Origin of the sequence: Telluria aromaticivorans, assembly GCF_013003915.1 — a bacterium.
Lineage (GTDB): Bacteria > Pseudomonadota > Gammaproteobacteria > Burkholderiales > Burkholderiaceae_D > Telluria > Telluria aromaticivorans.
Genome location: NZ_JABAIV010000001.1, coordinates 713,725 through 740,285, shown reverse-complemented (window position 1 = coordinate 740,285; position 26,561 = coordinate 713,725). Strand labels below are relative to the sequence as shown.

Annotated in this window: 26 protein-coding genes; 23 read left to right on the top strand and 3 right to left on the bottom strand. The window is 63.5% G+C overall.

The genetic code is table 11. From position 1 onward, the window contains the following. Positions 1-19 precede the first annotated feature (19 nt). Positions 20-2,641 (top strand): ATP-dependent chaperone ClpB, encoded by a 2,622-nt coding sequence (clpB, locus tag HGB41_RS03370; protein WP_171081054.1) that lies wholly within the window; start codon positions 20-22, stop codon positions 2,639-2,641. Positions 2,642-2,715: 74 nt separating this feature from the next. On the opposite strand, the gene HGB41_RS23365 is transcribed toward clpB, so the two are convergent. After that, complete coding sequence (locus tag HGB41_RS23365) at positions 2,716-2,994, bottom strand: PEP-CTERM sorting domain-containing protein (protein ID WP_229422782.1); 279 nt, start codon at positions 2,992-2,994, stop codon at positions 2,716-2,718. Positions 2,995-3,624: 630 nt separating this feature from the next. Here HGB41_RS23365 and aceA point away from each other — a divergent pair. From aceA to HGB41_RS03350, 3 genes are all read left to right on the top strand, one after another. Beyond that, positions 3,625-4,923: an isocitrate lyase gene (gene aceA / locus HGB41_RS03360; protein WP_171081050.1), complete on the top strand. Its 1,299-nt coding sequence runs from the start codon at positions 3,625-3,627 to the stop codon at positions 4,921-4,923. 349 nt (positions 4,924-5,272) lie between these two features. Next, the gene (locus HGB41_RS03355) at positions 5,273-6,547 is read left to right on the top strand and encodes a 23S rRNA (adenine(2030)-N(6))-methyltransferase RlmJ (protein WP_171081048.1); all 1,275 of its coding nucleotides are present in this window, start codon (positions 5,273-5,275) and stop codon (positions 6,545-6,547) included. A gap of 124 nt (positions 6,548-6,671) precedes the next feature. Then, positions 6,672-7,937: an EAL and HDOD domain-containing protein gene (locus HGB41_RS03350; protein WP_171081046.1), complete on the top strand. Its 1,266-nt coding sequence runs from the start codon at positions 6,672-6,674 to the stop codon at positions 7,935-7,937. 226 nt (positions 7,938-8,163) lie between these two features. On the opposite strand, the gene HGB41_RS03345 is transcribed toward HGB41_RS03350, so the two are convergent. Beyond that, entirely contained in the window at positions 8,164-8,913 is a 750-nt protein-coding gene (locus HGB41_RS03345; protein WP_171081044.1) for an SAM-dependent methyltransferase, read from the bottom strand. A 20-nt stretch (positions 8,914-8,933) separates the two neighbouring features. Continuing rightward, on the bottom strand, positions 8,934-9,548 hold the full coding sequence (locus HGB41_RS03340) for a Maf-like protein (protein ID WP_171081042.1): 615 nt from the start codon (positions 9,546-9,548) through the stop codon (positions 8,934-8,936). 206 nt (positions 9,549-9,754) lie between these two features. Between HGB41_RS03340 and HGB41_RS03335 the strand changes: the two genes are divergently transcribed. From HGB41_RS03335 to recO, 19 genes are all read left to right on the top strand, one after another. Continuing rightward, a complete protein-coding gene (locus tag HGB41_RS03335) occupies positions 9,755-10,252 on the top strand; it encodes a YceD family protein (RefSeq protein WP_171081040.1) in 498 nt (165 codons plus the stop codon). 230 nt (positions 10,253-10,482) lie between these two features. Beyond that, a complete protein-coding gene (gene rpmF / locus HGB41_RS03330; protein WP_005666806.1) occupies positions 10,483-10,665 on the top strand; it encodes a 50S ribosomal protein L32 in 183 nt (60 codons plus the stop codon). 200 nt (positions 10,666-10,865) lie between these two features. Continuing rightward, a complete protein-coding gene (plsX, locus tag HGB41_RS03325) occupies positions 10,866-11,891 on the top strand; it encodes a phosphate acyltransferase PlsX (protein WP_171081038.1) in 1,026 nt (341 codons plus the stop codon). Positions 11,892-11,915: 24 nt separating this feature from the next. Beyond that, entirely contained in the window at positions 11,916-12,902 is a 987-nt protein-coding gene (locus HGB41_RS03320; RefSeq protein WP_308788908.1) for a beta-ketoacyl-ACP synthase III, read from the top strand. Positions 12,903-13,074: 172 nt separating this feature from the next. Continuing rightward, positions 13,075-14,013, top strand: coding sequence for an ACP S-malonyltransferase (gene fabD, locus HGB41_RS03315; RefSeq protein ID WP_171081036.1), 939 nt, complete (start codon positions 13,075-13,077; stop codon positions 14,011-14,013). Between the two features lie 37 nt (positions 14,014-14,050). After that, entirely contained in the window at positions 14,051-14,788 is a 738-nt protein-coding gene (fabG, locus tag HGB41_RS03310) for a 3-oxoacyl-ACP reductase FabG (protein ID WP_171081033.1), read from the top strand. Positions 14,789-14,955: 167 nt separating this feature from the next. Continuing rightward, a complete protein-coding gene (acpP, locus tag HGB41_RS03305; RefSeq protein ID WP_020653257.1) occupies positions 14,956-15,195 on the top strand; it encodes an acyl carrier protein in 240 nt (79 codons plus the stop codon). A 43-nt stretch (positions 15,196-15,238) separates the two neighbouring features. Next, a complete protein-coding gene (fabF, locus tag HGB41_RS03300; protein ID WP_171081031.1) occupies positions 15,239-16,486 on the top strand; it encodes a beta-ketoacyl-ACP synthase II in 1,248 nt (415 codons plus the stop codon). A 271-nt stretch (positions 16,487-16,757) separates the two neighbouring features. Then, positions 16,758-17,252 (top strand): hypothetical protein, encoded by a 495-nt coding sequence (locus HGB41_RS03295; RefSeq protein WP_171081029.1) that lies wholly within the window; start codon positions 16,758-16,760, stop codon positions 17,250-17,252. 61 nt (positions 17,253-17,313) lie between these two features. Further along, positions 17,314-17,916, top strand: a complete 603-nt coding sequence (gene rpoE, locus HGB41_RS03290) for an RNA polymerase sigma factor RpoE (protein WP_171081027.1) — start codon at positions 17,314-17,316, stop codon at positions 17,914-17,916. Positions 17,917-17,975: 59 nt separating this feature from the next. Continuing rightward, positions 17,976-18,371: a sigma-E factor negative regulatory protein gene (locus tag HGB41_RS03285; protein ID WP_171081025.1), complete on the top strand. Its 396-nt coding sequence runs from the start codon at positions 17,976-17,978 to the stop codon at positions 18,369-18,371. 286 nt (positions 18,372-18,657) lie between these two features. Then, the gene (locus HGB41_RS03280) at positions 18,658-20,118 is read left to right on the top strand and encodes a DegQ family serine endoprotease (protein WP_171081021.1); all 1,461 of its coding nucleotides are present in this window, start codon (positions 18,658-18,660) and stop codon (positions 20,116-20,118) included. Next, on the top strand, positions 20,118-20,384 hold the full coding sequence (locus tag HGB41_RS03275) for a glutaredoxin family protein (RefSeq protein WP_171081941.1): 267 nt from the start codon (positions 20,118-20,120) through the stop codon (positions 20,382-20,384). The genes HGB41_RS03280 and HGB41_RS03275 overlap by 1 nt, the downstream gene beginning before the upstream one ends. Before the next feature lie 353 nt (positions 20,385-20,737). Continuing rightward, positions 20,738-22,531: a translation elongation factor 4 gene (gene lepA / locus HGB41_RS03270; protein WP_171081019.1), complete on the top strand. Its 1,794-nt coding sequence runs from the start codon at positions 20,738-20,740 to the stop codon at positions 22,529-22,531. Continuing rightward, positions 22,532-23,461, top strand: coding sequence for a signal peptidase I (gene lepB / locus HGB41_RS03265; protein ID WP_171081017.1), 930 nt, complete (start codon positions 22,532-22,534; stop codon positions 23,459-23,461). A 15-nt stretch (positions 23,462-23,476) separates the two neighbouring features. Next, the gene (locus HGB41_RS03260; RefSeq protein WP_171081015.1) at positions 23,477-23,893 is read left to right on the top strand and encodes a DUF4845 domain-containing protein; all 417 of its coding nucleotides are present in this window, start codon (positions 23,477-23,479) and stop codon (positions 23,891-23,893) included. Between the two features lie 100 nt (positions 23,894-23,993). Continuing rightward, on the top strand, positions 23,994-24,761 hold the full coding sequence (rnc, locus tag HGB41_RS03255) for a ribonuclease III (RefSeq protein ID WP_229422698.1): 768 nt from the start codon (positions 23,994-23,996) through the stop codon (positions 24,759-24,761). After that, the gene (gene era / locus HGB41_RS03250; RefSeq protein WP_212760804.1) at positions 24,758-25,711 is read left to right on the top strand and encodes a GTPase Era; all 954 of its coding nucleotides are present in this window, start codon (positions 24,758-24,760) and stop codon (positions 25,709-25,711) included. The genes rnc and era overlap by 4 nt, the downstream gene beginning before the upstream one ends. A 32-nt stretch (positions 25,712-25,743) precedes the next feature. Continuing rightward, the gene (recO, locus tag HGB41_RS03245) at positions 25,744-26,553 is read left to right on the top strand and encodes a DNA repair protein RecO (protein ID WP_171081012.1); all 810 of its coding nucleotides are present in this window, start codon (positions 25,744-25,746) and stop codon (positions 26,551-26,553) included. Positions 26,554-26,561: the final 8 nt, after the last annotated feature.

The window sequence follows — 26,561 nt, the reverse complement described above, 5'->3', positions numbered from 1 at the left end:
ACCACTAGGGAGCAATATCATGCGGCAAGACAAATTGACGACCAAGCTCCAGGAAGCGCTGGCGGATGCCCAGAGCCTGGCGGTCGGCAACGATAACCAATATATCGATCCGGTCCACCTGCTGGTCGCCCTGCTGAACCAGGACGACGGCGGCGCCCGCTCGCTGCTGCAGCGCGCCGGCGTCAATGTCGGCGGCTTGCAGAACGCCCTGAAGTCCGCGCTCGAACGGCTGCCGAAGGTGTCGGGGACGGGAGGCGACGTGCAGGTCGGGCGCGAGCTGGTCGCGCTGATCAACCTGGCCGACCGCGAATCGCAGAAGCGCGGCGACCAGTTCCTGTCGTCCGAGATGATCCTGCTGGCGCTCACCGACGACAAGGCCGATGCCGGCCGCCTGGCGCGCGAGCATGGATTGACGCGCAAGGCGCTCGAGTCGGCGATCCAGGCGGTGCGCGGCGGCGACACCGTGAACTCGCAGGATGCCGAAGGCCAGCGCGAAGCGCTGAAAAAATACACCCTCGACCTGACCGAGCGCGCCCGCATGGGCAAGCTCGATCCGGTGATCGGCCGCGACGACGAGATTCGCCGTGCAATCCAGGTGCTGCAGCGCCGCACCAAGAACAACCCGGTGCTGATTGGCGAGCCGGGCGTGGGCAAGACCGCGATCGTCGAAGGCCTGGCCCAGCGTATCGTCAACGGCGAGGTGCCCGATTCGCTCAAGGGCAAGCGCGTTCTCTCGCTCGACATGGCGGCGCTGCTGGCGGGCGCCAAGTACCGCGGCGAATTCGAGGAGCGCCTGAAGTCCGTGCTGAAGGAACTGGCGCATGACGAAGGCCAGACCATCGTCTTCATCGACGAGATCCACACGATGGTCGGCGCCGGCAAGGCCGAAGGCGCGATGGACGCCGGTAACATGCTCAAACCCGCGCTGGCGCGCGGCGAGCTGCATTGCGTTGGCGCGACCACGCTCGACGAATACCGCAAGTACGTGGAAAAGGACGCCGCGCTGGAGCGCCGCTTCCAGAAGATCATCGTGGACGAGCCGAGTGTGGAGGCGACCATCGCCATCCTGCGCGGCCTGCAGGAAAAATACGAACTACACCACAAGGTCGAGATCACCGACCCGGCCATCATCGCCGCGGCCGAACTCTCGCACCGCTATATCAGCGACCGCTTCCTGCCGGACAAGGCGATCGACCTGATCGACGAGGCAGCCTCGAAGATCAAGATCGAGATCGACTCCAAGCCGGAAGTGATGGACAAGCTGGAACGCCGCCTGATCCAGCTGAAAATCGAGCGCGAAGCCGTGCGCCGCGAGACCGACGAAGCATCGCAGCGCCGCATGGAGCTGATCGGCGAGGAGATCGTGCGCCTCGAGCGCGAGTACAACGACTACGAGGAGATCCTCAAGGCCGAAAAGGCGGCGGTGCAGGGCACCACCCATATCAAGGAAGAGATCGAGCGCCTGCGCTTCCAGATGGAGGAAGCCAAGCGCCAGTCCAACTGGCAGCAGGTCTCTGAGCTGCAGTACGGCCGCCTGCCGGACCTCGAGGCGCAGCTGAAGAAGGCCGAGGAAGTTGCGAGCAGCACGGATGGAGACGCGGCCAACCCTGGCGCGGGCCGGCCGAAGCTGCTGCGCACCCAGGTCGGCGCCGAGGAGATCGCCGAAGTGGTTTCGCGCGCCACCGGCATCCCGGTCTCGCGCATGATGCAGGGCGAGCGCGACAAGCTGCTGCACATCGAGGAGAAGCTGCACGAACGCGTGGTCGGCCAGGACGAGGCGATCGAGGCGGTCTCGGATGCGATCCGGCGCTCGCGTGCCGGCCTGTCCGACCCGAACCGCCCGTATGGCTCCTTCATGTTCCTGGGGCCGACCGGCGTTGGCAAGACCGAGTTGTGCAAGGCGCTGGCTTCCTTCCTGTTCGACACCGAGGAGTCGATGATCCGCATCGACATGAGCGAATTCATGGAGAAGCATTCGGTCGCCCGCCTGATCGGCGCGCCGCCGGGGTATGTCGGCTACGAGGAGGGCGGTTATCTTACCGAAGCCGTGCGCCGCAAGCCGTACAGCGTGATCCTGCTCGACGAGATCGAGAAGGCGCACCCGGACGTGTTCAACGTACTGCTGCAGGCGCTGGACGACGGCCGCATGACCGACGGCCAGGGCCGCACCGTGGACTTCAAGAACACGGTGATCGTGATGACCTCGAACCTGGGTTCGCACAAGATCCAGTCGATGGATACCGACGAACCGGAAGTGGTGAAGCTGGCCGTGATGGCCGAGGTGCGCGTGCATTTCCGGCCCGAGTTCATCAACCGGATCGACGAGATCGTGGTCTTCCATGCGCTCGACGAGAAGAACATCGGCGCTATCGCCCGCATCCAGCTGAAGCACCTGGAAGAGCGGCTGGCCAAGATGGAGATGACGCTCGACCTCGACGAAGAATCGCTGCAGAAGATCGCGGAAGCCGGCTACGACCCGATCTACGGCGCCCGCCCGCTCAAGCGCGCGATCCAGCAGCAGATCGAGAATCCGCTGTCGAAAGCCATCCTGTCCGGCAAGTTCGGGCCGAAGGATACGATCCCGGTCCGGGTGCGGGGTGGGCAGCTGGTGTTCGGGGAAGGCGTCGACTTGGCCAAATAAGGCCGCGTGGCCGGCACCGGCCAGCAAAAAGGCGCATACCCGCGAGGGCATGCGCCTTTTTTTATCGAGGCTGCTTATGCGGCTTGCTTGTTCCTGCGCCGCGCCATCGCTCCCATCACCCCCAGCCCGCCCAGCGCCAGTGCATGGGTCTGCGGCTCCGGCACCGGCGAGATCGCGCTTGATGCGAGTGTCCGCGACAGCAGGCCGCCGACCTTGCGCTCCCCTCGCCGACGAAATTCACCTTCGGGTGCGGTGCATCCATCGCCGCCGTCCCACCCGCGAAGCTGAACTGGAAGACCATGTCGTCCGACAGCGCAAGGCGCGGTCCCGAATAGCACAGGCTGCGTCCACATGCCCGCCGCCGGCACAACCGTTGGCATCAGTTTGTTCGACGACAGCGTCCAGTCGCCGGCCACGCCCGTGGCCGACACCAGAGTCAAATCGGCGAAGCTGCCCAGTTCCTTCAGTGGTGGAAGGTGAGGGTGCCGGCCTGCGCCGATGTCGCCGTTCCGGCGGCTAGCGCAAGGGCAACTGTTGCATTGCATAGTAAGGTTTTCGATGCGAAGGTCTTCAATTCAATCTTCTCGATGCGTTTGAAAAACCGGGCCTTCGCGTCGGCGAACGGCCCGGACTGGCCTGTTGCCACCTGCGCAACAGGCTAGGCCGTTTGTATTGACCGCTCTGTCAGGCGTCCAACGAATGGCTGAGTTAGCGCGACCGTACAATGGAGTCCGGATGATTTCACGATACGAAACGCTCTAATCGCATTGCGAAACTTGCAGCACCGGGCAACCAGACTGGGTTCCCACCGTGAGAAATTTTATGCCGCATCATGAAATTTCGATAGCAACTCATTGAAAAGACGGAATAAAATAAAATTCCTATGTCTTATATAAGAGTTGTTGTGCTCCGCACAAACCGGGCTATGATTTATCCGACGGATTCCACTTGCACATCAGTTCTACTCAATCAGGAGAAACACCATGGCAACTCGTGAACAGCAGGTCACCGAACTCCAGCAAGAATGGGACACCAACCCGCGCTGGAAAGATGTCACGCGCAACTACACGGCGGCCGACGTCGTGCGCCTGCGCGGCTCGGTCCGGATCGAGCACACCCTCGCCAAGCGCGGTGCTGAAAAGCTGTGGGACCTCGTCAATAACGAGCCGTATGTGAACGCCCTCGGCGCGCTGACCGGCAACCAGGCCATGCAGCAGGTGAAGGCCGGCCTGAAAGCCATCTACCTGTCGGGCTGGCAGGTTGCGGGCGATGCCAACGTGGCGGGCGAAATGTATCCGGACCAGTCGCTGTACCCGGCCAATTCGGTGCCGCTGGTGGTGCGCCGCATTAACAATACCTTCCAGCGCGCCGACCAGATCCAGTGGTCCGAAGGCAAGGACGACATCGATTACTTCGCCCCGATCGTGGCCGATGCCGAAGCCGGCTTCGGCGGCGTGCTGAACGCCTACGAGCTGATGAAATCGATGATCGACGCGGGCGCAGCGGGCGTGCACTTCGAAGACCAGCTGGCCTCGGTCAAGAAATGCGGCCACATGGGCGGCAAGGTGCTGGTCCCAAGCCGCGAAGCCGTCGAAAAGCTCAACGCCGCGCGCCTGGCCGCCGACGTGATGGGCACCCCGACCCTGGTCATCGCCCGCACCGATGCGGAAGCAGCCGACCTCTTGACCTCGGACGTCGATCCCAACGACCAGCCGTTCTGCACCGGCGAGCGCACCGTCGAAGGCTTCTACCGCGTCAAGCCGGGCGTCGAGCAGGCGATTTCGCGCGGCCTGGCCTATGCGCCGTTCGCCGACCTGGTGTGGTGCGAGACCGGCAAGCCCGACCTGGAGTTCGCCAAGCGCTTCGCCGATGCGATCCACGCCAGGTTCCCGGGCAAGATGCTGGCCTATAACTGCTCGCCTTCGTTCAACTGGAAGAAGAACCTGGACGATGCGACCATCGCCAGGTTCCAGAAAGAGCTGGGCGCCATGGGCTACAAGTTCCAGTTCATCACCCTGGCCGGCTTCCATGCACTGAACTACAGCATGTTCAACCTGGCGCACGGCTATGCTAGGCGCGGCATGTCGGCCTTCGTCGAGCTGCAGGAAAACGAGTTTGCCGCCGCCGACAAGGGCTTCACGGCGGTGAAACACCAGCGCGAAGTCGGTACCGGCTATTTCGACGCCGTGACCCAGACCATCCAGCAAAACCAGAGCTCGACCACCGCGCTGCACGGTTCGACCGAGGATGAGCAGTTTTTCGACGAAAAGAAAGTCGCTTAGAAGAGCGCTTTGTCTGAGTGAAACCGCAGAGCCTGAAAGGGCCTGCGGTTTTTTTCGTAGGGTGGGCAGCTTGTCCGCCCGCGCGTTCAAACCCGGTATCCTGGCCTGCTCCGTGGTACGCGCCGGTGCGTTGAACGCGCGGGCGGGAGGACCCGCCCACCCTACGAACAGCCGATGTAGTGGATAATGGCGACAATTACGCCGCCAAAAGCGCCTGACAAACCCCATGACTGCGTTGCATTCGTCTCGCCGTACTAGCGTACTGTCTTCGACGATGCGCCTTGTCCTGGGGTTCGCCAGACGCTCTTGATGTCCTGCGGCCCGTCTCTTTTCTCAGGAATTCCAGCTTATGTTGAGCTACCGCCACGCCTATCACGCGGGTAACCACGCCGATGTCCTCAAACACTTTGTCCAGGTCCAGCTTCACCTGTACATGAACCAGAAGGACGTGCCTTACACTTATATCGACACCCATTCGGGTGCGGGCGTGTACGCGCTCGACGGTGCGCAGGCGAGCAAGAATTCGGAATACAACACCGGCATCGGCCCGCTGTGGAATGCCACCAATATCCCTGCGGCGCTGGCGCCTTACCTGGCGCTGGTCAAGGGCATGAACCCGAGCGGCAAGATGCGCTATTACCCGGGTTCGCCTTATGTGGCCGACCAGCTGTCGCGCGCGGAAGACCGCCTGCGCCTGTTCGAGCTGCACCCGTCCGACTGCCGGATCCTGGCCCAGAATTTCCGCAAAGTCGAAGAACACAAGGCCGAGCAGGGCGAACGGGCCCGCGGCCGCCGCGTCCTGATCGAGCATGGCGATGGTTTCCAGAGCCTGAAGAAACTGCTGCCGCCGCCGTCGCGTCGCGCGCTGGTGCTGGTCGACCCGCCCTATGAGATCAAGGACGACTACAAGAAAGTGCGCGAGGCGCTGGACGAAGCCCTCGGCCGCTTCCCTGCCGGGATCTATGCGGTCTGGTATCCGGTGCTGCAGCGCATGGAGTCGCGCCAGTTCGCCGACCGCCTGAAACGCCTGCCGGCCAAGGAATGGCTGAACGTGACGCTCACGGTGTCGACCCCCGGCCCGGACGGCTTCGGCCTGGCCAGCAGCGGCATGTTCATCCTGAATCCGCCGTACACGCTGGAGCCGATGCTGCGCGAAACCCTGCCTTGGCTGGTGCAGGTGCTGGGCAAGGACGCCGGCGCCCGCTTCACCATCGAAACCGGCACCCAGGTGACGGGTGCGGCGGCCCGCATGGCCGCCGACGGCCCGCGTGTGCCGGTGGGGAACGCCCGCCGCGCCAGCCCGCTGTCGGGCAAGGGCAGCCTGCGCCTGCCGGGCCAGAGCATGGTGCGCGAGGGCGAGGAAGATCCGCGTGGCGTCCAGCCGGGCGGCAGCGCTCCAGCGGCTGCCAAGACCGGCGCGCGCCGCGTCTGGCATCCGGATGGCGGCGCCCAGTCCAGGCCGCAGGGGCAGGGAACTGCCGGCGCTACCAGCAAGCGCCCGGTGGCGCCGGCCGGCAGCACCGGCCTGCGTACCAGCAGCCCACGCAAGGATGGCGCACGCCCCGGCGGCGCCGGTACCGGCGGACCACGTTCCGGTAGTAAAAGCGGCAAGGGTAGCAATTAAGCTGACACGCGATTCGATGCAAAAATGCTAAGGTTAGCGTTTTTGTAGTATAGTTTCCAAGCTGGCCTTCCCCCGCCGGCCTGGCGCACTGATGTGCGCCGCAAACGTTTCCCAGGAGTTTTAGATGCATGCCGAAGCAAGGGCAGTGGCATCCGTGCCGTCCAACGATTTTTTTCTCGCGCGTCAGCCCATCCTCGGCCGTGACCAGCACCTCGTGGCATTCGAGTTGCTATTCCGCGCGGCAGGCGAGGACGACGATGCGAAGCTGACCGATAATGCTGCGGCGACGGCGGCTGTGATTTCGCACGCCTCGCAACTCGGCATGGAGCAGGTCGTCGGCGAACAACTAGCCTTCGTCAACGTCGACGAGGTCGTCCTGATGAGCGACTTCGTCCGTTTCCTGCCTCCCCATAAAGTTATCCTCGAAATCCTCGAAACCGTCAAGCCGACCCGGCAGTTGCTGGCGCGGATCGCCGAGCTGAAGGAACTTGGTTTCAAGTTCGCGGTCGACGACGTGGTCGAGCATTCTCCCGAGCTCGACCGTCTGGTCGAACTGGTGGATGTGATCAAGGTGGACGTCAAGGGCGTCCATTCCAACGAGCTCGCGGGCCTGGTGGCCTCGCTGCAGCGCACCGGCAAGAAGCTGCTGGCCGAAAAGGTCGAGACGCTCGACGAATTCAAGCTGTGTATGGACCTGGGCTTCGAATACTTCCAGGGCTATTATTTTGCCCGTCCGGTGATTTTGTCGGGCAAGAAGATCACGCCGTCGGAGATGGCCATCCTGCACCTGCTGGAACTGGTCAGCTCGGATGCAGACAGCCAGGCGATCGAAACGGCGGTCAAGCGCGACGCCTTGATCAGCCTGAACCTGCTGCGCCTGGTCAACAGCCGCGCGGCGCCGGGGCCGCAGATCGAATCGCTGTCGCAAGCGCTGAGCCAGCTCGGCCGGCGCCAGCTGCAGCGCTGGCTGCAGATCCTGCTCTACACGACCGCGGGCGGGGTCGAACTGGCTTCGCCGCTGCTGCAATTGGCCACCACGCGCGGCAAGCTGCTCGAGCTGATGACGCTGGTCGTGCGCCCGAACGATGCCGCCAGCGCCGACCGCGCCTTCACGGTCGGCATCATGTCGCTGGCCGATGCGCTGTTTTCGATCCCGATGTCCGACATCCTCGACAATGTCGAGGTGGCGGACGACGTGCGCGGGGCGCTGCTGGACCGCGAAGGGCAGTTCGGCACCATGCTGCGGGTGGCGGAACTGCTGGAAGCGGCGGATGGCAGCTGCAAGCTCACCAGCGCGCTGCGCAAGCTGGACTTGACGGTGGCGCAGATCCGCGAGATCGAGCTGGCGGCGTTTGACTGGGTGCGGGAGTTGACGCACGAGGTGCATTGAAGGGCGCCTTGGCGTCGATGCGTGCGAGCAGCTTGCTTCGGTGAACCCATAGCTAGCTCGTCGTTCCGGCGAAGGCCGGAACCTGATTTTGGTGAATTGCCTTTCGCGTCGAGCGCAGGCGATACGCGACGGACTTGGATCCCGGCCTTCGCCGGGATGACGGTTTTACAGCCGCAGGGTAAAACGGAGCGAATGGCAGTTCAACTGCCTACCGCCCACCTCTACATTACTGCCCCAAAAACAAAAACACCGTCGGCTTCTTGTGAAAATCCGGCGCCTTCCCGGCCGCCAGCGCCGACTTCCACTTCGCCGCCGTCATCGTCTGCACCGACTCGCTTGCCAAAGTCAGGTCGGTCGCCACGCACACGAGCGTGCCTGGCTGGCACGCTGCCACCAGCGCTTCCAGCATCTGCCCATTCCGATATGGCGTCTCGATCAGCAATTGCGTCTGTTTCTCTGCGCGCGAGCGGGTGTCCAGCTCGCGGATGCGCTTGGTCCTCAGCGCCGCATCGGTCGGCAGGTAGCCGTTGAAGGCGAAACTTTGGCCATTCAGCCCGCTCGCCATTACCGCCAGCAGCAGCGAAGACGGCCCGACCAGCGGCCGCACCGCGATGCCGTGCTGGTGCGCCAAACGCACGAGGTCGGCACCCGGGTCGGCCACCGCCGGCACGCCGGCCTCCGACACCAGCCCTGCATCGCGTCCCGCCAGCAGGGGCGCGAGCAGTTGCGCGAGCGCCGCCGCTGGCGTGTTCACGTTCAGTTCGGCGATCTCGATTTCCTGCAGGGGTTTGGCCAGCGGATGGTCGACGGCAATCAATTTCAAGAACGCACGGGCGGTCTTGGCGTTTTCGGCGACAAAGTAATCGAGCTTCGCGGTCAGCGCCTGGACCTGGGTCGGCAGCAGGGCGGAGAGGGCGCCGGGGGCGGCGTCGAGGGGGCCAAGGGTATTCGGGATCAGGTAGAGGGTGCCGGGCATCGTTCAGGAAAAGTTAGGGGTTACAGGCCAAACATGGGCACGCCGGCGCGGCGCAGCATGCTGCTCAAGGCGATCAGCGGCAGGCCGGTAAGGGCGGTCGGGTCGGTTGATTCGATGCGCGCGAGCAGGGCGATGCCCAGTCCTTCGTTCTTGGCGCTGCCGGCGCAGTCATAGGGCTGCTCGATGCGCAGGTAGGCGTCGAGTTCGGCGTCGGGCAGGTCGCGGAAATCGACGAAGACCTGGACGTTTTCGATTTGCGCCGCCGCTGCCGGCTCTAGCGCGCGGCTGTCCCACAGGCAGAGCGCCGTATGGAAGACCACGCGCCGGCCGCGCATCAGCTGCAATTGTTCGAGGGCGCGGGCATGGTTGCCCGGCTTGCCGATCTGGAGGCCGTCGAGGGTCGCCACCTGGTCCGAGCCGATTACCAGTGCGCCCGGGAAGCGCGCCGCGACGAACGCGGCCTTCTCGCGCGCCAGGCGCAGTGCGGTATCCTGCGGCGCCTCGCCGGCCTGCGGGGTTTCGTCGATATCGGGAGAGATCGCCTCGAAGGGCAGCTGCAGGCGCGCCAGCAGTTCGCGCCGGTAGGCAGAGCTGGACGCAAGAATAAGGCGCGGTGGCGCGGAACTTGGTATCATGTGGGGCTGTCGAAAACGAAGAACTATAAGCAAGGCAGATAAATCTGCATTCCCGGCAAGCAAATCTTATAAATGCCGGCGAATGACAAAGCCTGCAAGCCCGCGCCAATGCGCACGCAACACGCAGCGGGCAAAAACGACGCAAGTCTTTGACTCTGCGGGGATAAGCCTGTTATTATCGCAGGTTTTCCGGGGAAGTTTTCCAAATGAGCGCTTTTGTCATAGACGCCTTCGAGTTTTGCCGGAACGAAGGGCGCCGCGATGGCGTGACGCCAGTGGCCCAAATGACCCGCCTGGCAGCCGACTGCGCCGACAATTCCGGCGAGATCCGCTGGACGATGCAGGGTGGCCAGACCAAGCAGGGTTATCCGTCGCTGACCCTCGAGGTCGCCGGTCCCGTGAAGCTGGTCTGCCAGCGTTGCCTGGGCCCGATGGAATACGAGCTCGATTCGTCCACCATGCTGGTGCTCGGCAAGGACGATGAAGAAGCCGACAGCATCGAGGAAGTCCTCGATGACGAGAGCATCGACGTGATTGTCGGCAGCCATGACTGCGACATCCGCCAGTTGCTGGAAGACGAAGCCCTGCTGGCCCTGCCGCAGGCACCGAAACATGAGGTATGTCCGGACACCAAGCTCCTGGACGCCCTGAAGACCGACAAGGTCTCGCCGTTCGCCGGCTTGAAGACCCTCAAACCAGAATAAGCAGGTCCGAATCAGTAGCAGGAACAAGTAGTGCTGTGTAGCTGCAGCATGAAGCAGGACGTGTCAAACGCGTGCAGTCATCGAGTATGGCATTGGGCAGTTGAAGTAGCAGCAAACATGTAGGCAAGCCAAGGTCGAAAGACTGGAAAATTGCCGATGGGATACTCGATCTGCATGTATTTGCGCATCGGTTGTGTTAAAATTTTAGAACTTATGTATTAGGAGTCATCATGGCAGTTCAGCAGAATAAGAAGTCCCCGTCGAAGCGCGGCATGCACCGTTCGCACGATTTCCTGACCGCACCAAACCTGGCAGTCGAGCCGACCACCGGCGAAACCCACCTGCGTCACCACATCAGCCCGAACGGCTTCTACCGTGGTCGCAAAGTCCTGAAGACCAAGAACGACGAGTAATCGACGTCTTGTCCTTTAGTACCATGAAGGCGGTGCAACGTATGTTTTCTGCGTGGCGCCGCTTTTTCTTTCGCATTCCAGTTTACTGCGGCTGCAACCAGCCCGCACGTCACCCTGAATTGCGCGGACAGCGGCTGGCCACAAGCCTTGCCCCGATCCCCACTGCCGCCCGCTTTGCGTGAGCCGGCAAATCCCAGCAAATGACCATCACAATTTCCATTGACTGCATGGGCGGCGATCACGGCCCCTCAGTGACGATCCCTGCAGCCCTCTCGTTTTTAAAGAAACACGATGACGTCCACCTGATCCTGGTGGGCCTCGACGCGACCCTGCGCGCAGAGTTAAAGAAACACCGCGCCGAGTCGCATCCGCGCCTGACGCTCAAGAACGCGACCGAAGTCGTCGAAATGGACGACCCGCTCGAGATCGCGCTGCGCAAGAAAAAAGATTCCTCGATGCGCGTCGCGGTCGAGCTGGTGAAAGACGGCAGAGCCAACGCCAGCGTCTCGGCCGGCAATACCGGCGCGCTCATGGCCATTTCGCGCTATGTGCTCAAGACCATGGCGGGCGTCGACCGTCCGGCGATCTGCTCGATCATGCCGAACCAGAAGAACGGCCCGACCTATATGCTCGACCTGGGCGCGAACGTCGACTGCGAACCGCACCACCTGCACCAGTTCGCCATCATGGGCTCGGTGCTGTGCTCGGCCATGGAACACATCCCGCGCCCGACCATCGGCCTGCTGAACGTCGGCACCGAAGACATCAAGGGCAACGACCTGGTCAAGGCCACCGGCGAACTGCTGCGTGCCGACCATGAACGCGGCCAGCTCAATTTCCATGGCAACGTGGAAGGCAATGACATCTTCAAGGGCACGGTCGACGTGGTCGTCTGCGACGGTTTCGTCGGCAACGTCACGCTCAAGGCCGTCGAAGGCCTGTCGCGCTTCGTCAAGTCGGTGTTCAAGGAGAGCATCTTCTCGATGGCCGGCGCCTTGCTGGCCCGTAAATCGCTCAAGAAGCTGAACCCGGAACGCTATAACGGAGCCGGCCTGCTGGGCCTGAAGGGCCTGGTCTTCAAGAGCCATGGCGGGGCCAACGCCTATGCCTTCGAATGGGCGCTCCAGCGTGCCTACGATGCGGCAAAATACGATGTATTGGAGCAGCTGTCGGCGCTGATCGCCGAACTGATGCCGACCTCGCCAGGCGAAGAGCGCCAGGCGTAACCAACCCAGCAGGATGGTGGAGCAATGACTCTGTATAGCAAGATCACCGGCACCGGCAGCTACCTGCCGGCCAATCGCGTTACCAACGATCAGCTGGCAACCCAGTTGGCCGCAAAGGGGGTCGAGACGTCCGACGAATGGATCGTGTCGCGCAGTGGCATTTCTTGCCGCCACTACGCCGCCATTGAGGAGAACTCGTCCGACCTGGCCGTGCATGCCGCGCTCAAGGCGCTGGAAATGGCCGGCAAGCAGCCAGGCGACATCGAACTGGTGATCGTCGCCAGTTCCACCCCCGACTACCACGGCAGCTTCCCGAGCACGGCCTGCATCGTGCAGCAGAAGCTGGGCATGGCCAACAACAGCGCCGCTTTTGATGTGCAGGCCGTGTGCAGCGGCTTCGTCTATGCGGTCGCGACTGCCGACGCCTTCATCCGCTCCGGCATGTACAAGAGCGTGCTGGTGATCGGTTCCGAAGTGTTCTCGCGCATCCTCGACTTCACCGACCGCACCACCTGCGTGCTATTCGGCGACGGCGCCGGCGCAGTCGTGCTGGAAGCCTCGAACGAACCCGGCATCCTGGCCACCAAGCTGCACGCCGACGGCAGCCACGCCAACATCCTGTCGATCCCGGGCAGCCTGGCCGGCGGCGCGATCGCCGGCAGCGGCTTCCTGTACATGGACGGCCCGGCCGTGTTCAAGCTGGCCGTCACCGTGCTGGAAGAAGTCGCGAAAGAAGCGCTGGCCCACGCCCAGATGCAGCCGTCCGACATCGACTGGCTGATCCCGCACCAGGCCAACCTGCGCATCATGAAGGGCACCGCCAAGAAGCTCGACCTGCCGATGGAGAAGATGGTCGTCACCGTCGACCAGCACGGCAACACCTCGGCAGCCTCGATTCCGCTGGCGCTCGATGCAGCCGTGCGCGATGGCCGGGTCAAGAAGGGCGACAATGTCCTGATGGAAGGCGTCGGCGGCGGCTTTACCTGGGGCGCGGTGCTCGTCCGCATGTAGTCGTTTTGCGCCGCGGCGCATGCGTTGCGGCGATACGTAGGGTGGGCGGGTCCTCCCGCCCGCGCGTTCAAACAGTGCATGCGTTATCAGATCGCATCCGTAAGTTGAACGCGCGGTCGGCGGAGCCGACCACCCTACGGTAACCCGAGACCTATCCGAAGAGAGAACAATAATGACCAATTTCGCATTCCTGTTTACCGGCCAGGGCGCCCAGGCCGTCGGCATGCTGAACGGCTTCGCCGGCAACCCTGTCGTCGAGCAGACTGTACAAGAGGCCTCCGACGCCCTCGGCTTCGACCTTGGACGCCTGATCGCCGAAGGCCCGAAAGAAGACCTCGACCTCACCACCAATACCCAGCCGGTCATGCTGACCGCAGCAGTCGCCGTGCACCGCGCCTGGATCGCCGCCGGCGGCCCGGCGCCATCGATGGTTGCCGGCCACAGCCTGGGCGAATACTCGGCCCTGGTCGCCGCGGGCGTCATCCAGTTCAAGGACGCGGTGCCGCTGGTGCGCTTCCGCGCGCAATCGATGCAGGACGCGGTGCCGGTCGGGCAGGGCGGCATGGCCGTCGTGCTGGGACTGGGGGCCGACGACGTGCGCGCGGTCTGCGCCGAGGCAGCCCAGGGTGAAGTAGTGGAAGCCGTCAATTTCAACGAACCGACCCAGATCGTCATCGCCGGCCATGCCGGCGCGATCGACCGTGCCTGCGAAATCGCCAAGGCGCGAGGAGCAAAGCGCGCCATGAAGCTGTCGGTGTCGGCGCCGTTCCACTCGTCGCTGCTCAAGCCCGCATCCGACCGCCTGCGCGACTACATGGAAAACATCGTTTTCTCGGTACCGCAGATCGATCTGATCAACAACGTCGACGTGGCGATCCTGCACGATCCGGCCGCGATCAAGGACGCCCTGGTGCGCCAGGCTGCCGGCCCGGTGCGCTGGGTCGAGACCATGCAGAAGATGGCCGCAAGCGGCATCACCCAGGTCATCGAATGCGCCCCGAGCAAGACCCTGGTTGGCATGGCCAAGCGCATCGACCCGGCGCTGGTGGGCGAAGCTTTGGTCGACCAGGCTGCACTCGAGCGCGTGCTGGCCTCGCTGCAGGCGCCCTGAGCCCACGCCCGAACTAGATTACTACAAGAGGAAAAGCATGAACCTGCAGAACCAAGTTGCCCTCGTGACCGGCGCCTCGCGCGGTATCGGCAAAGCCATTGCACTGGAACTGGCGCGCCAGGGCGCGAAAGTCGTCGGCACCGCCACCAGCGAAGCCGGCGCCCAGGCCATCACCGACTACCTGGCTGAATTCGGCGGCAAGGGCCTCGTGCTCAACGTCACCGACGCCGCCAACTGCGCCGCCGTCGTCGACGAAGTGCAAAAAGGCTACGGGTCCCTGGGGATCCTGGTGAACAACGCCGGCATCACGCAGGACAACCTGGCCATGCGCATGAAGGACGACGAGTGGGACAGCGTCATTTCCACCAACCTGACCGCCGTGGGCCGCCTGTCGCGCCTGGTGCTGCGCGCGATGATGAAGGCCAGGCAGGGCCGCATCATCAACATCACTTCGGTGGTGGGCGCCTCGGGCAATCCGGGCCAGATGAACTACGCCGCCGCCAAGGCCGGCGTGGCCGGCATGACCCGCGCCCTGGCGCGCGAGATCGGCAGCCGCAACATCACCGTCAACTGCGTGGCGCCGGGCTTCATCGACACCGACATGACCAAGGCACTGGGCGAAGGCCAGCACGAAGCGCTGCTGACCCAGATCCCGCTGGGCCGCCTGGGCCAGCCGGAAGACATCGCGTATGCGGTGGCTTTCCTTTCCGGCCCGCAGGCCGCCTACATCACCGGCACCGAGTTGCACGTGAATGGCGGCATGTATATGAATTAATGTGCAAATATGCGGTGTCACCGCGCTTTGCGGTGGAACCGGCGTATTCACATCTTTTAGCTGTAATTTCGGCGGACTTAGCAGGAATCGCCGAAAGTAGTTTTTCACCGCGCAAACCTGATAAAATGCGCGCACTTTCCGCAACACATACCTAATGGAGCCATAACATGTCGGATATCGAACAACGCGTTAAAAAAATTGTCGCTGAGCAGCTGGGTGTTGCAGAAGCAGACATCAAAATCGAATCCTCGTTCGTTGACGACCTCGGCGCTGACTCGCTGGACACCGTGGAACTGGTGATGGCACTGGAAGACGAGTTCGAAATGGAAATCCCTGACGAACAGGCTGAGAAAATCACCACCGTCAAGCAAGCCATCGACTACGCTACCGCGCACGTCAAGGCCTAAGTAGTAGATCAGATCGCGCTTTAAAAGTTTCTGGGAGAATCGCTTGAGCCGTTCACGCAACCGCCGTGTCGTCGTCACCGGCCTGGGCTGCATTTCACCAATCGGCAACACGATTGCCGAGGCATGGGATGCGGCGCTGGCTGGCAAGTCGGGCATTGCCAACATCACCAAGTTCGATGCGTCGCAATTCACGACCCGATTCGCCGGCGAGGTGAAGAACTTCGTCGTCGAGGACTACCTGCCAGGCAAGGAAGGCCGCCACATGGATAGCTTTATCCATTACGGCATGGCAGCGGGCATCCAGGCCCTGCAGGATTCGGGCCTGGAAGTGACCGACGAAAACCGCGACCGTATCGGTGTGAACATCGGTTCGGGTATCGGCGGCCTGCCGATGATCGAAGCCACGAAAGAAGAATATACGGCCAAGGGCCCGCGCCGCATTTCGCCGTTCTTCGTGCCCGCCTCGATCATCAACATGATCTCGGGCGATCTCTCGATCAAGTTCGGCCTGCGCGGCCCGAACCTGGCCATCGTCACCGCCTGCACCACCGGCCTGCATTGCATCGGCGCGTCGGCGCGCCTGATCGAGTACGGCGATGCAGACGTGATGATCGCCGGCGGCGCCGAATCGACCGTGTCGCCGCTGGGCCTGGGCGGCTTCGCCTCGGCGCGCGCGCTGTCCACCCGCAACGACGACCCGGCTACCGCCTCGCGTCCGTGGGACAAGGACCGCGACGGCTTCGTGCTGGGCGAGGGCGCCGGCGTGATGGTGCTCGAAGAGTACGAACACGCGGTTGCACGCGGCGCCAGGATCTATGCGGAAGTCATCGGCTTCGGCATGAGCGCGGACGCCAACCACATCACCTCGCCGGTCGAGGATGGCAGTGGCGCGGCCCGCTGCATGGTCTCGGCCCTGAGCAACGCCGACCTGAACGCCAGCGAAGTCCACTACGTCAATGCACACGGCACCTCGACGCCGCTGGGCGACGCAGCGGAAGTGCGCGGCATCAAGCGCGTCTTCGGCGACCATGCCAAGAGCCTGGTCGTGAACTCCACCAAGTCGATGACCGGCCACCTGCTGGGCGGCGCCGGCGGGCTGGAATCGGTGTTCACCGTGCTGGCGATCCACAACCAGGTCTCGCCGCCGACCATCAACATCTTCAACCAGGATCCGGAGTGCGACCTGGACTTCTGCGCCAACACGGCGCGGGACATGAAGATCGATTACGCGGTGAAGAACTCGTTCGGCTTTGGTGGTACCAACGGCACCCTGGTCTTTGCAAAAGTCTAAGTGCCTGTCAATTCCCCGGATGGCTGCGTTGCATCGTCTTGCCGTACTTGCGTACTGTCTTCGACGATGCGTCGGGGGGCCGCATCCCTTGCCCTCCGGGTTTTGTCAGGCACTTTGAAGAAATGAACTAAAGCTACCCATCCCGGTCCAATCGGGATGGGCGTCTGACGGCCTGGACCATTCGGTCCTGCGCTACTCCTGCATTTCCCCGCTCGAGCCTCCGGCCGGCAGCGTCCTCACTTTCCCTGTTTCTCCTTATTGTTCTTTGGCCATGTCGATCGCGATGACCGTCGTCGTTGCGCCGTCGCGCTGCCTGCGTCTCGTGCTGGCCGGCTTCGGCGCGTCCCTGTTCGCGGCCGCGGTCGCCGTGGGCCTGCTGGCGCCCTGGCGCTTCACTGGCGGGCTCATTGTCGCGGCCGCGCTGCTGTTCGCCGGGCTATGCCTGTTGCATACGGCGTGCCGCGCCCCGGTGATGAACCGGATTGATATTTCTGGACTCGGCCGGATACGGCTGGCGGTACAACAGGATGTGGGGATGGAAGCGGACAGCGGCGTGCCAATGACGCTTCTGCCCGGTTCGACGCTGTGGCCGCGGCTGATGCTGCTGCGTCTTGGGGCTGCAAACGACCCGGCGGACGGTGCCTGCCGCTATGTCGTGGTGCTGCCCGACAGCGTGGCGCCGGGCGCATTCCGCGCGCTGGCGGTGGCGCTTGGCGGCATCGCCGGGCAGGTTGCTGGCTCATCCATACAGCACAAAATACTTTGAACTTATTGCAGTCGGCCAACTCTTATGGAAGAGGACCGCTGCAGCCGATGGGGCGTGGTCCGTGGCGACAGAACGCGAGGGTGATCAGTTGTTGGTGGAGCGGGTCCAGGCTGGCGACCGGGGAGCGTTCGACCTGCTCGTGGCCAAATACCAGCGCCGCCTGATGCGCCTGGTGTCGCGCCTTGTCCACGATCCGGCCGAAGCCGAGGACGTGGTGCAAGAGACCTTCATCAAGGCCTATCGCGCCCTGCGTCACTTCCGTGGCGATTCAGCCTTCTACACCTGGCTGTATCGCATCGGGATCAACACGGCAAAAAATTTCCTCGTCACCCAGGGCAGGCGGGCGCCGACCTCCACCGAGGCCGATGCCGAAAAAGCCGAAGGTTTCGAGGACGCAGACAGCCTGCGTGATATAAATACGCCAGAGTCAATGCTGGCGAGCAAGCAGATCGCCCATACGGTGAACGCGGCGATGGAAGCATTGCCGCTGGAACTGCGCACGGCGATCGTATTGCGCGAAATAGAAGGACTCAGTTACGAGGAAATCTCTGAAGTGATGGCGTGTCCAATAGGTACCGTGCGTAGCCGGATTTTCCGCGCACGCGAAGTCATTGCCGAGAAATTGCGCCCTTTGCTCGATTTCCCGGTTGACAAACGCCGGTAGGTCGCGGGATCGTAGACGGGCGGGTAATTTTGAACATACCGATGCGGCAAGGCAACCAGATGGACACCAATAAAAAAATACGCGAAACGATTTCGTCCTTCATGGACGATGAATTGTCCGACGCCGACGCCGAACTAGCGCTCGCAGGCTTGCGCGAGCGCGACGGCATCGATGCCTGGCGACTCTATCACGAGATTGGCGATACCCTGCGCGCCGAAACGGACGCCCCGGCCCTGTCGCCCGGCTTCGCCGCCCGCCTGGCCGAACGGCTTGCCGCCGAACCGGTCCCGCTGCGGCGCGACCCGTGCAAGCCCGAACTCCCCACCGATGCGCTGGCGGCCATCGCGCCGGCCGTGGTGGGTAACGGTGCGGCGAACGGGACGGTGGCGGTGGTCGAGCCGAAGGTGGAAATCGAGGCGCCGTCCAAGGCCAGTCCGGCTGCCAAGCAGTTGTAGGGTGGGCGGGTCCTCCCGCCCGCGCGTTCACATCACGCCTGCATTGCGGCGACGCCCATTCCGGTTGAACGCGCGGTCGGCGGAGCCGACCACCCTACGTACCCCACCCGCCATCGCCACGCCGTGCTCACATCGGCACGTCGCTCATCCCGGTTGAACGCGGTGCCGATGCGGCCGCTCACCCGATGCCCCCCGATCTTGACCCGCCGCACGCCCGCGCACCCCGCGACAAAGCGCCTGTTTTGGCTTACCATAAAGTCAATCTCAGCCTTTCTCATCCGATCCCATGACCAGTAAAACTGCCAGCCTGATCCTGTCAGGCCTGCTGCTGTCCGGCGCCAGCGCCTTCTCAATTTCCCCGGCCATGGCCGCCGCGCCGGTCCAGGCGCCGGTCGTCACCGGCCTGCCCGATTTCTCCGACCTGATCGACAAGGTCGGCCCCGCCGTCGTGAACATCCGCACCACCGAGCGTGTGCAGCGCAACCAGGGCGTGCCGGGCGAAGAAGAGATGCAGGAATTCCTGCGCCGCTTCTTCGGCGGCCAGATCCCGCGCGGGCGCCGCGGCGGCCCGCAGGCGCCGGGCGGGACAGAGGAGCAGCAGGTCACGCGCGGCGTTGGCTCGGGCTTCATCATCTCCAGCGAAGGCTTCGTGCTGACCAATGCCCACGTGGTCGAGGGCGCCGACGAGGTCACGGTCACGCTGACCGACCGCCGCGAATTCAAGGCCAAGGTGCTCGGCGCCGACCGCCGCTCCGACGTGGCGCTGCTCAAGCTCACCGCCACCAACCTGCCGTATTTGCGCACCGGCGACTCCAGCAAGATCCGGGTCGGTGAATGGGTGGTGGCGATCGGCTCGCCGTTCAACCTCGACAACACAGTCACTGCCGGCATCATCTCGGCCAAGTCGCGCGATACCGGCGAATACCTGCCGCTGATCCAGAGCGACGTCGCGGTCAATCCCGGCAATTCGGGCGGCCCCTTGATCAACATGCGCGGCGAAGTCATCGGCATCAACTCGCAGATCGCCACGCTCTCCGGCGCCTACAACGGCATCTCGTTCGCGGTGCCGATCGACGAAGTCATGCGCGTGGCCGACCAGCTCAAGACCTCCGGCAAAGTCACGCGCGGCCGCCTGGGCGTGCAGATCAGCGAGGTCACGCGCGACGTGGCCGAGTCGCTCGGCCTGGGCAAGGCGCGCGGGGCGGAGGTGTCGATGGTCGAAGCCGGCGGCCCGGCGGAGAAGGGCGGCATCAAGGTCGGCGACATCATCCTGAAATTTAACGGCCAGGCGATCGACACCACCCGCGACCTGCCGCGCGTGGTCGGTGCGAGCAAAGTGGGCAGCCGCGCCAACGTCACTGTCTGGCGCCGAGGCACCCAGCTCGATGTGCCGGTGACCATCGTCGAACTGCAGGACGACAAGACCGCCGCCACCCGTCCCGTGCCGAAGAAGCCGGCGCCGGCGGGCGTGGCCAACGCGCTCGGCCTGGTGGTGGGCGACATCACCCCGGCCCAGCGCGGCGAGCTCGGTGTCGATGCCGGCGTGCTGGTCGAGAATGCCGACGGCGCCGCGGCCACGGCCGGCATCCGCGTCGGCGACGTGATTTCCCAGGTCGGCAACACCCCGGTCACCAGCGCGGCGCAGTTTAATGGCCTGGTCGCCAAGCTCGACCCAAAAAAACCCGTGGCCCTCTTGGTGCGCCGTGAGAACGTGTCGCAGTACGTCGTCGTGAAGCCCCGCGCATGATGCGGGCGGTTCCCTTCACCCTGTATTCGCGCAGCTATTGCCACCTGTGCGAGGACATGCACGGGGCGCTGCTGGCACTGCAGGGACCGGGCGAACGCTTCGACATCGAGGTGATCGACGTCGATGCCGATCCGGCCCTGGTGGAACGCTTCGACGAATTGGTGCCGGTGTTGTTCGGCGACCTGGCCCGGCCGGAGCTTTGCCATTACTTCCTGGACGCGCCTGCGGCGCGTGCCTGGGCCGACGCCTGCGCGGCAGCCGCCTGAGCCCGCTTGGCCCGGATTGCGCCGCCGGCGCGGGCACGGGCCGGCAAATACCCGCAAATCCGCACAGGCACCGCGCAAATCCGGCTTTCTGCCCCCGTCCAAGCCCTAAACTGGGCTTTCCGCTCTGGAATCCGGTAAAATACCGGGGTCGGAAAAGCGTCTGCCCCTTGCATACCACTTTCTTCCGCTTGATGAAGCGCTTCGGCCGGGGACCGGCATGCTCCCCACGGAGCGCTTTTCGCATTTGATCCGTCGTATTGCGCCACGCACCGTGCCGAGTTTTGCGCCGCGTATTGCGCTGTATTGTGGCCTCGCCGCACTGTCCGCGGCCTTTTTGGTTTTGAGCTTTGTTAATGAACAACATACGTAATTTCTCCATCATCGCCCACATCGACCACGGCAAATCGACCCTGGCCGACCGCATCATCCAGCTGTGCGGCGGGCTGTCGGATCGCGAAATGGACGCACAGGTGCTCGATTCGATGGACCTCGAGCGCGAGCGCGGCATCACCATCAAGGCCCAGACCGCGGCGCTGCAGTACAAGGCGCGCGACGGCCAGGTGTATAACCTGAACCTGATCGACACCCCGGGCCACGTCGACTTCTCCTATGAAGTCTCGCGTTCGCTGTCGGCCTGCGAAGGCGCGCTGCTGGTGGTCGACGCGAGCCAGGGCGTGGAAGCCCAGACCGTGGCCAACTGCTACACCGCGCTGGACCTGGGCGTGGAAGTGGTGCCGATCCTGAACAAGATCGACCTGCCGCACGCGGACCCGGACAACGCCAAGAAGGAAATCGAAGACGTCATCGGCATCGATGCGGCCGACGCCACCGTGTGCTCGGCCAAGACCGGCCTGGGCGTGGAAGACGTGCTGGAAACCCTGATCGCACGGGTGCCGCCGCCGAAAGGCGACAAGGAAGCGCCGCTGCAGGCCCTGATCGTTGACTCCTGGTACGACCCGTATGTCGGCGTCGTGATGCTGGTGCGCGTGATGAACGGCACCCTGCGCCCGAAAGACAAGATCCTGCTGATGGCGACCGGTTCCCAGAACCTGGTCGAGAGCGTCGGCGTGTTTACCCCGCGCTCGGTCCCGCTGCAGGAACTGTCCGCAGGGCAGGTGGGCTTCATCATCGCCGGCATCAAGGAACTGACCGCGGCCAAGGTGGGCGATACCGTGACCCTGGTGAACAAGCCGGCGCCAGCGCCGCTGCCGGGCTTCAAGGAAGTCCAGCCGCAGGTGTTCGCCGGCCTGTTCCCGGTCGAAGCCAACCAGTACGACGCGCTGCGCGACTCGCTCGAAAAGCTGAAGCTGAACGACGCCGCCCTGATGTACGAGCCGGAAGTCTCGCAGGCGCTGGGCTTCGGTTTCCGCTGCGGCTTCCTGGGCCTGCTGCACATGGAAATCGTGCAGGAACGCCTCGAGCGCGAGTTCGACATGGACCTGATCACCACCGCGCCGACCGTCGTGTACGAGGTCGAGATGCGCGATGGCTCGATCCTGCGGGTCGACAATCCGTCGAAGATGCCGGAACCGTCCAAGATCAACGAAGTGCGCGAGCCGATCGTCAACGTCAACCTGTACATGCCACAAGAGTATGTCGGCTCGGTGATGACGCTGTGTAACGGCAAGCGCGGCGTGCAGATGGACATGGCCTACCACGGCCGCCAGGTCAAGCTGCACTACGAAATCCCGATGGCGGAAATCGTGCTCGACTTCTTCGACCGCCTCAAATCCACCTCGCGCGGCTATGCCTCGATGGATTACGAGTTCAAGGAATACCGCGCCGCCGACGTCGTCAAGGTCGACATGCTGATCAACAGCGAGAAGGTCGATGCGCTGGCGATCATCGTGCACCGTGCGAATGCACCTTACCGCGGCCGCCAGGTCGCCGCCAAGATGCGCGAACTGATCCCGCGCCAGATGTTCGACGTGGCGATCCAGGCCGCGATCGGCGCGACCATCATCTCGCGCGAAAACGTCAAGGCGCTGCGCAAGAACGTGTTGGCCAAGTGCTATGGCGGCGACATCTCGCGCAAGAAGAAGCTGCTGGAAAAACAAAAAGCCGGTAAGAAACGCATGAAGCAGGTCGGTTCCGTGGAAATTCCACAAGAAGCCTTCCTGGCCATTCTCCAGGTGGAAGACAAATAAATGGACCTGCAACCCATCCTGGGCAAGTTTGCCCTGATCCTGTTCGTCTTGATGATTATCACGGGCATCATCTGGTGCCTGGATGTGTTCGTGTTCGCCAAGCAGCGCCGCCGCGCCGCCGACGCGGCGCTGGCCGAGTTCGACGCGCGCACCAACAAGCTGACCGCCGAAGGCATCAAGGTCGACAGCACCGGCAAGCGCGCCGAGATCGAGGCGTCGCACCTGCGCCAGCCGACCTGGATCGAATACTCGGGCAGTTTCTTCCCGATCATCGCGATGGTCTTCGTGCTGCGCTCCTTCCTGTGGGAGCCGTTCAAGATCCCGTCGTCGTCGATGGTGCCGACCCTGCTGGTGGGCGACTTCATCCTTGTGAACAAGTACGCCTATGGCATCCGCCTGCCGATCATTAACAAGAAGGTGTTCGACATCGGCGACCCGCAGCGTGGCGACGTGATGGTGTTCAAATATCCGAAGGACATGAGCCAGGATTACATCAAGCGCGTTATCGGCGTGCCGGGTGATACCATCAGCTACGAGAACAAGCGCCTGTCCGTGAACGGCAAGCCGGTTGCCTACACCCCGATGGACGACTACCTCGACGACCAGCATCCGGTCTACCACAAGCAGTTCACCGAGACCCTCGCCGTCGACGGGGCGACCAGGGCGCACCAGATCCTGAATACCGACGGCAAGCGCGTGTTCGACCTCGGTACGGTCGAGAACTTCCCGCATCGTGAAGCGTGTGACTATTCCTACGATAAATTTACCTGTATCGTACCGGAAGGAAACTATTTCATGATGGGCGATAACCGCGACAACAGTGCCGACAGCCGCTACTGGGGCTTCGTACCGGACAAGAACATTGTTGGCAAGGCGATCGTCGTCTGGATGAACTTCGGCAATCCGAAACGGATTGGCGGCATCCAGTAACCGAGGAGAACCACCATGCGTCAACAGCAATCCATTTACCACCGGGCCGCCCGGCGCGAGGCCGGCGTCTCGCTGACCGGCCTGATTTTCGTGCTGGCGGTACTCGGCGTGGCCGTGGTGTTCGCCTTCAAGCTGATTCCGGCCTATATGGAATACAACGCGGTCAAGGATGCCATCGTCCGCGCCAAGGAAGCTGGCGGCACGCCGCGCGAAATGCAGGTAGCCTTCGACAAGAGCGCCGGCATCAACGACGTGAGCGCGATCCGCGGCCGCGACCTGGTCATTACCCGCGACGGCGGCGAGCCGCAGATCAGCTTTGCCTACGAGAAACGCGTGCCGCTGATGGGCAATGTCAGCCTGGTCATCGACTATGCCGGCAGCACCGACCCGAGCGACACCGGGGCGGGCGACGCCCGGCCAGCGGCCCAGTAAGCTAGTCAGTATCCATCAACAGCAACCGGCAGACAGGACGGCGCATGGCGCCCGACGACCACACGACAGCACAATGAACCTCCAGTTATTGCAAACACGCTTGGGTTACACGTTCCGGGACATGGGCCTGCTCCAGCAGGCCCTGACCCACCGTAGCCATAGCGCGCTGCATAACGAGCGCCTCGAATTCCTGGGCGACTCGATCCTGAACTGCGTGGTGGCCTCGATCCTGTACGAACGCTTCACTAACCTCGACGAAGGCGATTTGTCGCGCCTGCGCGCCAACCTCGTCAAGCAGCAGTCGCTGTTCGAGATCGCCCAGAAGCTCGAGTTGTCGCAGTTCCTGCGGCTGGGGGAGGGCGAGCTGAAATCGGGAGGCTTCCGCCGTCCTTCAATCCTGGCCGATACCCTCGAAGCCCTGCTGGGTGCGATTTTTCTCGACAGCGGTTTCGATGCAGCGCGCGATGCGATCCGCGCCTTTTATATCCCGCTGCTCGACACGGTCGACCCGAGCACCCTGGGCAAGGACGCCAAGACCCTGCTGCAGGAATTTCTGCAAGCCAAGCGCATTGCGCTGCCGACCTATAACGTGGTGGCCACCCATGGCGCCGCGCACAGCCAGGAATTCGAGGTCGAATGCCTGGTGCCGAAACTGAACGTGCAGGTATTCGGCCGCGGCGGCAGCCGCCGCGCGGGAGAGCAGGCCGCCGCCCGCCTGGCGCTCGAGGGCGCGCAGGCCGCGCTGGTCAAGTCGCCAGCCGCCCGCAAGGCCAAGCCGCGTGCCGCCCAGCTCAAGCTGGCCGGCATCGCCACCATCCAGACGGACGCCCCTGCGCCGCCGGAACAACCAGGAAGTAAATCAGCATGAACACCGATAGCATCAACCCCGACAGCAGTAACATCGACGGCAGCGACAGCAGCACCGGCGCGACCCCAGAACATTTCCGCTGCGGCTATATCGCCATCGTCGGCCGCCCGAACGTCGGCAAGTCGACACTGATGAACGTGCTGATCGGCGCCAAGGTGTCGATCACCTCGCGCAAGGCCCAGACCACGCGCCACCGCATCACCGGCATCCAGACCCGCGACGACGCCCAGTTCATCTATGTCGACACGCCGGGCTTCCAGACTCGCCATGCGAACGCGCTCAACAAGACGCTGAACAAGACCGTGTCGAACACGCTCACGTCGTCGGACGTGATCCTGTTCCTGGTCGAGGCGGGCACCTTCGGACCGGCCGACCAGCAAGTGCTGGACCTGCTGCCGACGGATGTCCCGGTGGTGCTGGTCATTAACAAGTCGGACCGCATCAAGGACAAGGCAGTCCTGATGCCGTTCGCCCAGAAGGTGTCCGCGCTGCGCGAATTCACGGCCATCGTGCCGGTGTCGGCCAAGATGCGTTTCCAGGTCGATGCCCTGGAAAACGAGATCAAGCGCCACCTGCCGGAAAACGCACCGATCTTCGGGCCGGACGACATCACCGACCGCAGCGAGAAATTCCTCGCCACCGAGATCGTGCGCGAGAAGGTGTTCCGCCTGCTGGGCGACGAGCTGCCCTACACCAGCACGGTGATCGTCGAGCAGTTCCTGCAAGAAGGCAACCTGCGCCGCATCTTCTGCGCGATCCTGGTCGAGCGCGATACGCACAAGTCGATGATCATCGGTAACAAGGGCGCCCGCCTGAAAGAGATTTCGTCCCAGTCGCGCCTGGACATGGAAAAGCTGTTCGGCGGCCCCGTGTACCTGGAAATCTGGGTCAAGGTCAAATCCGGCTGGGCCGACAACGAAGCTGGCCTGCGCGCCTACGGCTACGAGTAAGACCACAGGCGCCGGAGGACCGACCCCCACGCATGCCCAGCCACAACGACGCCATCGATACGCCGGACGCAGCCAACACGGTGCAGCCGGCCGCCCCGGCAGCAGCCAGGCGCAGCCGCCCCCTGCTGCGCGAGACCCGCGTGACCGGCCAGCCCGGTTTCGTCCTGCACAGCTATCCCTACAAGGAAACCAGCCTGATCGTGGACATGTTCACGCGCGACTACGGCCGCGTGGGCCTCGTCGCCAAGGGCGCCAAGCGCCCGCTGTCGAAGCTGCGCGGAGTGCTGCAGACCTTCCAGCCTTTGTCTATCTCGTTCAGCGGCAAGCTTGAATTGCGCACCCTGATCGATGCGGAATGGGTGGGCGGCATGCTGCCGCTGGAAAAAACGCCGCTGCTGTGCGGCTTCTACCTGAACGAATTGCTGGTCAAGCTCATTGCACGCGACGACAAGCATCCGGCCCTGTTCGACCATTACGTCTCGACCCTGAACCAGCTCGCGCACGGAGAACCTGTACCCATCGTCTTGCGAAAGTTCGAAAGGGCCTTACTTAAGGAAACAGGCGTTGCTGCCGACCTGGGTCGCTGCACAACGACGCGGGCAGCCGTGGACCCCGGCTGCGACTATGTGGTCGACCCGGAGCGTGGTGCGCGCGCAGCGGTGGTGAGCGACGTCTGGCCGGTGGTGACGGGCAAGACCCTGCTCGACATGGAGCGCGAGGATTACGCCGACCCGGCCACCCAGGCGCAGAGCAAGCAGCTGATGCGTTTCCTGCTGGCGCACCACCTGGGCGGCGCGCCGCTCAACACGCGCCAGATCCTGATCGACCTGATGCAGTTATGAACTAACGA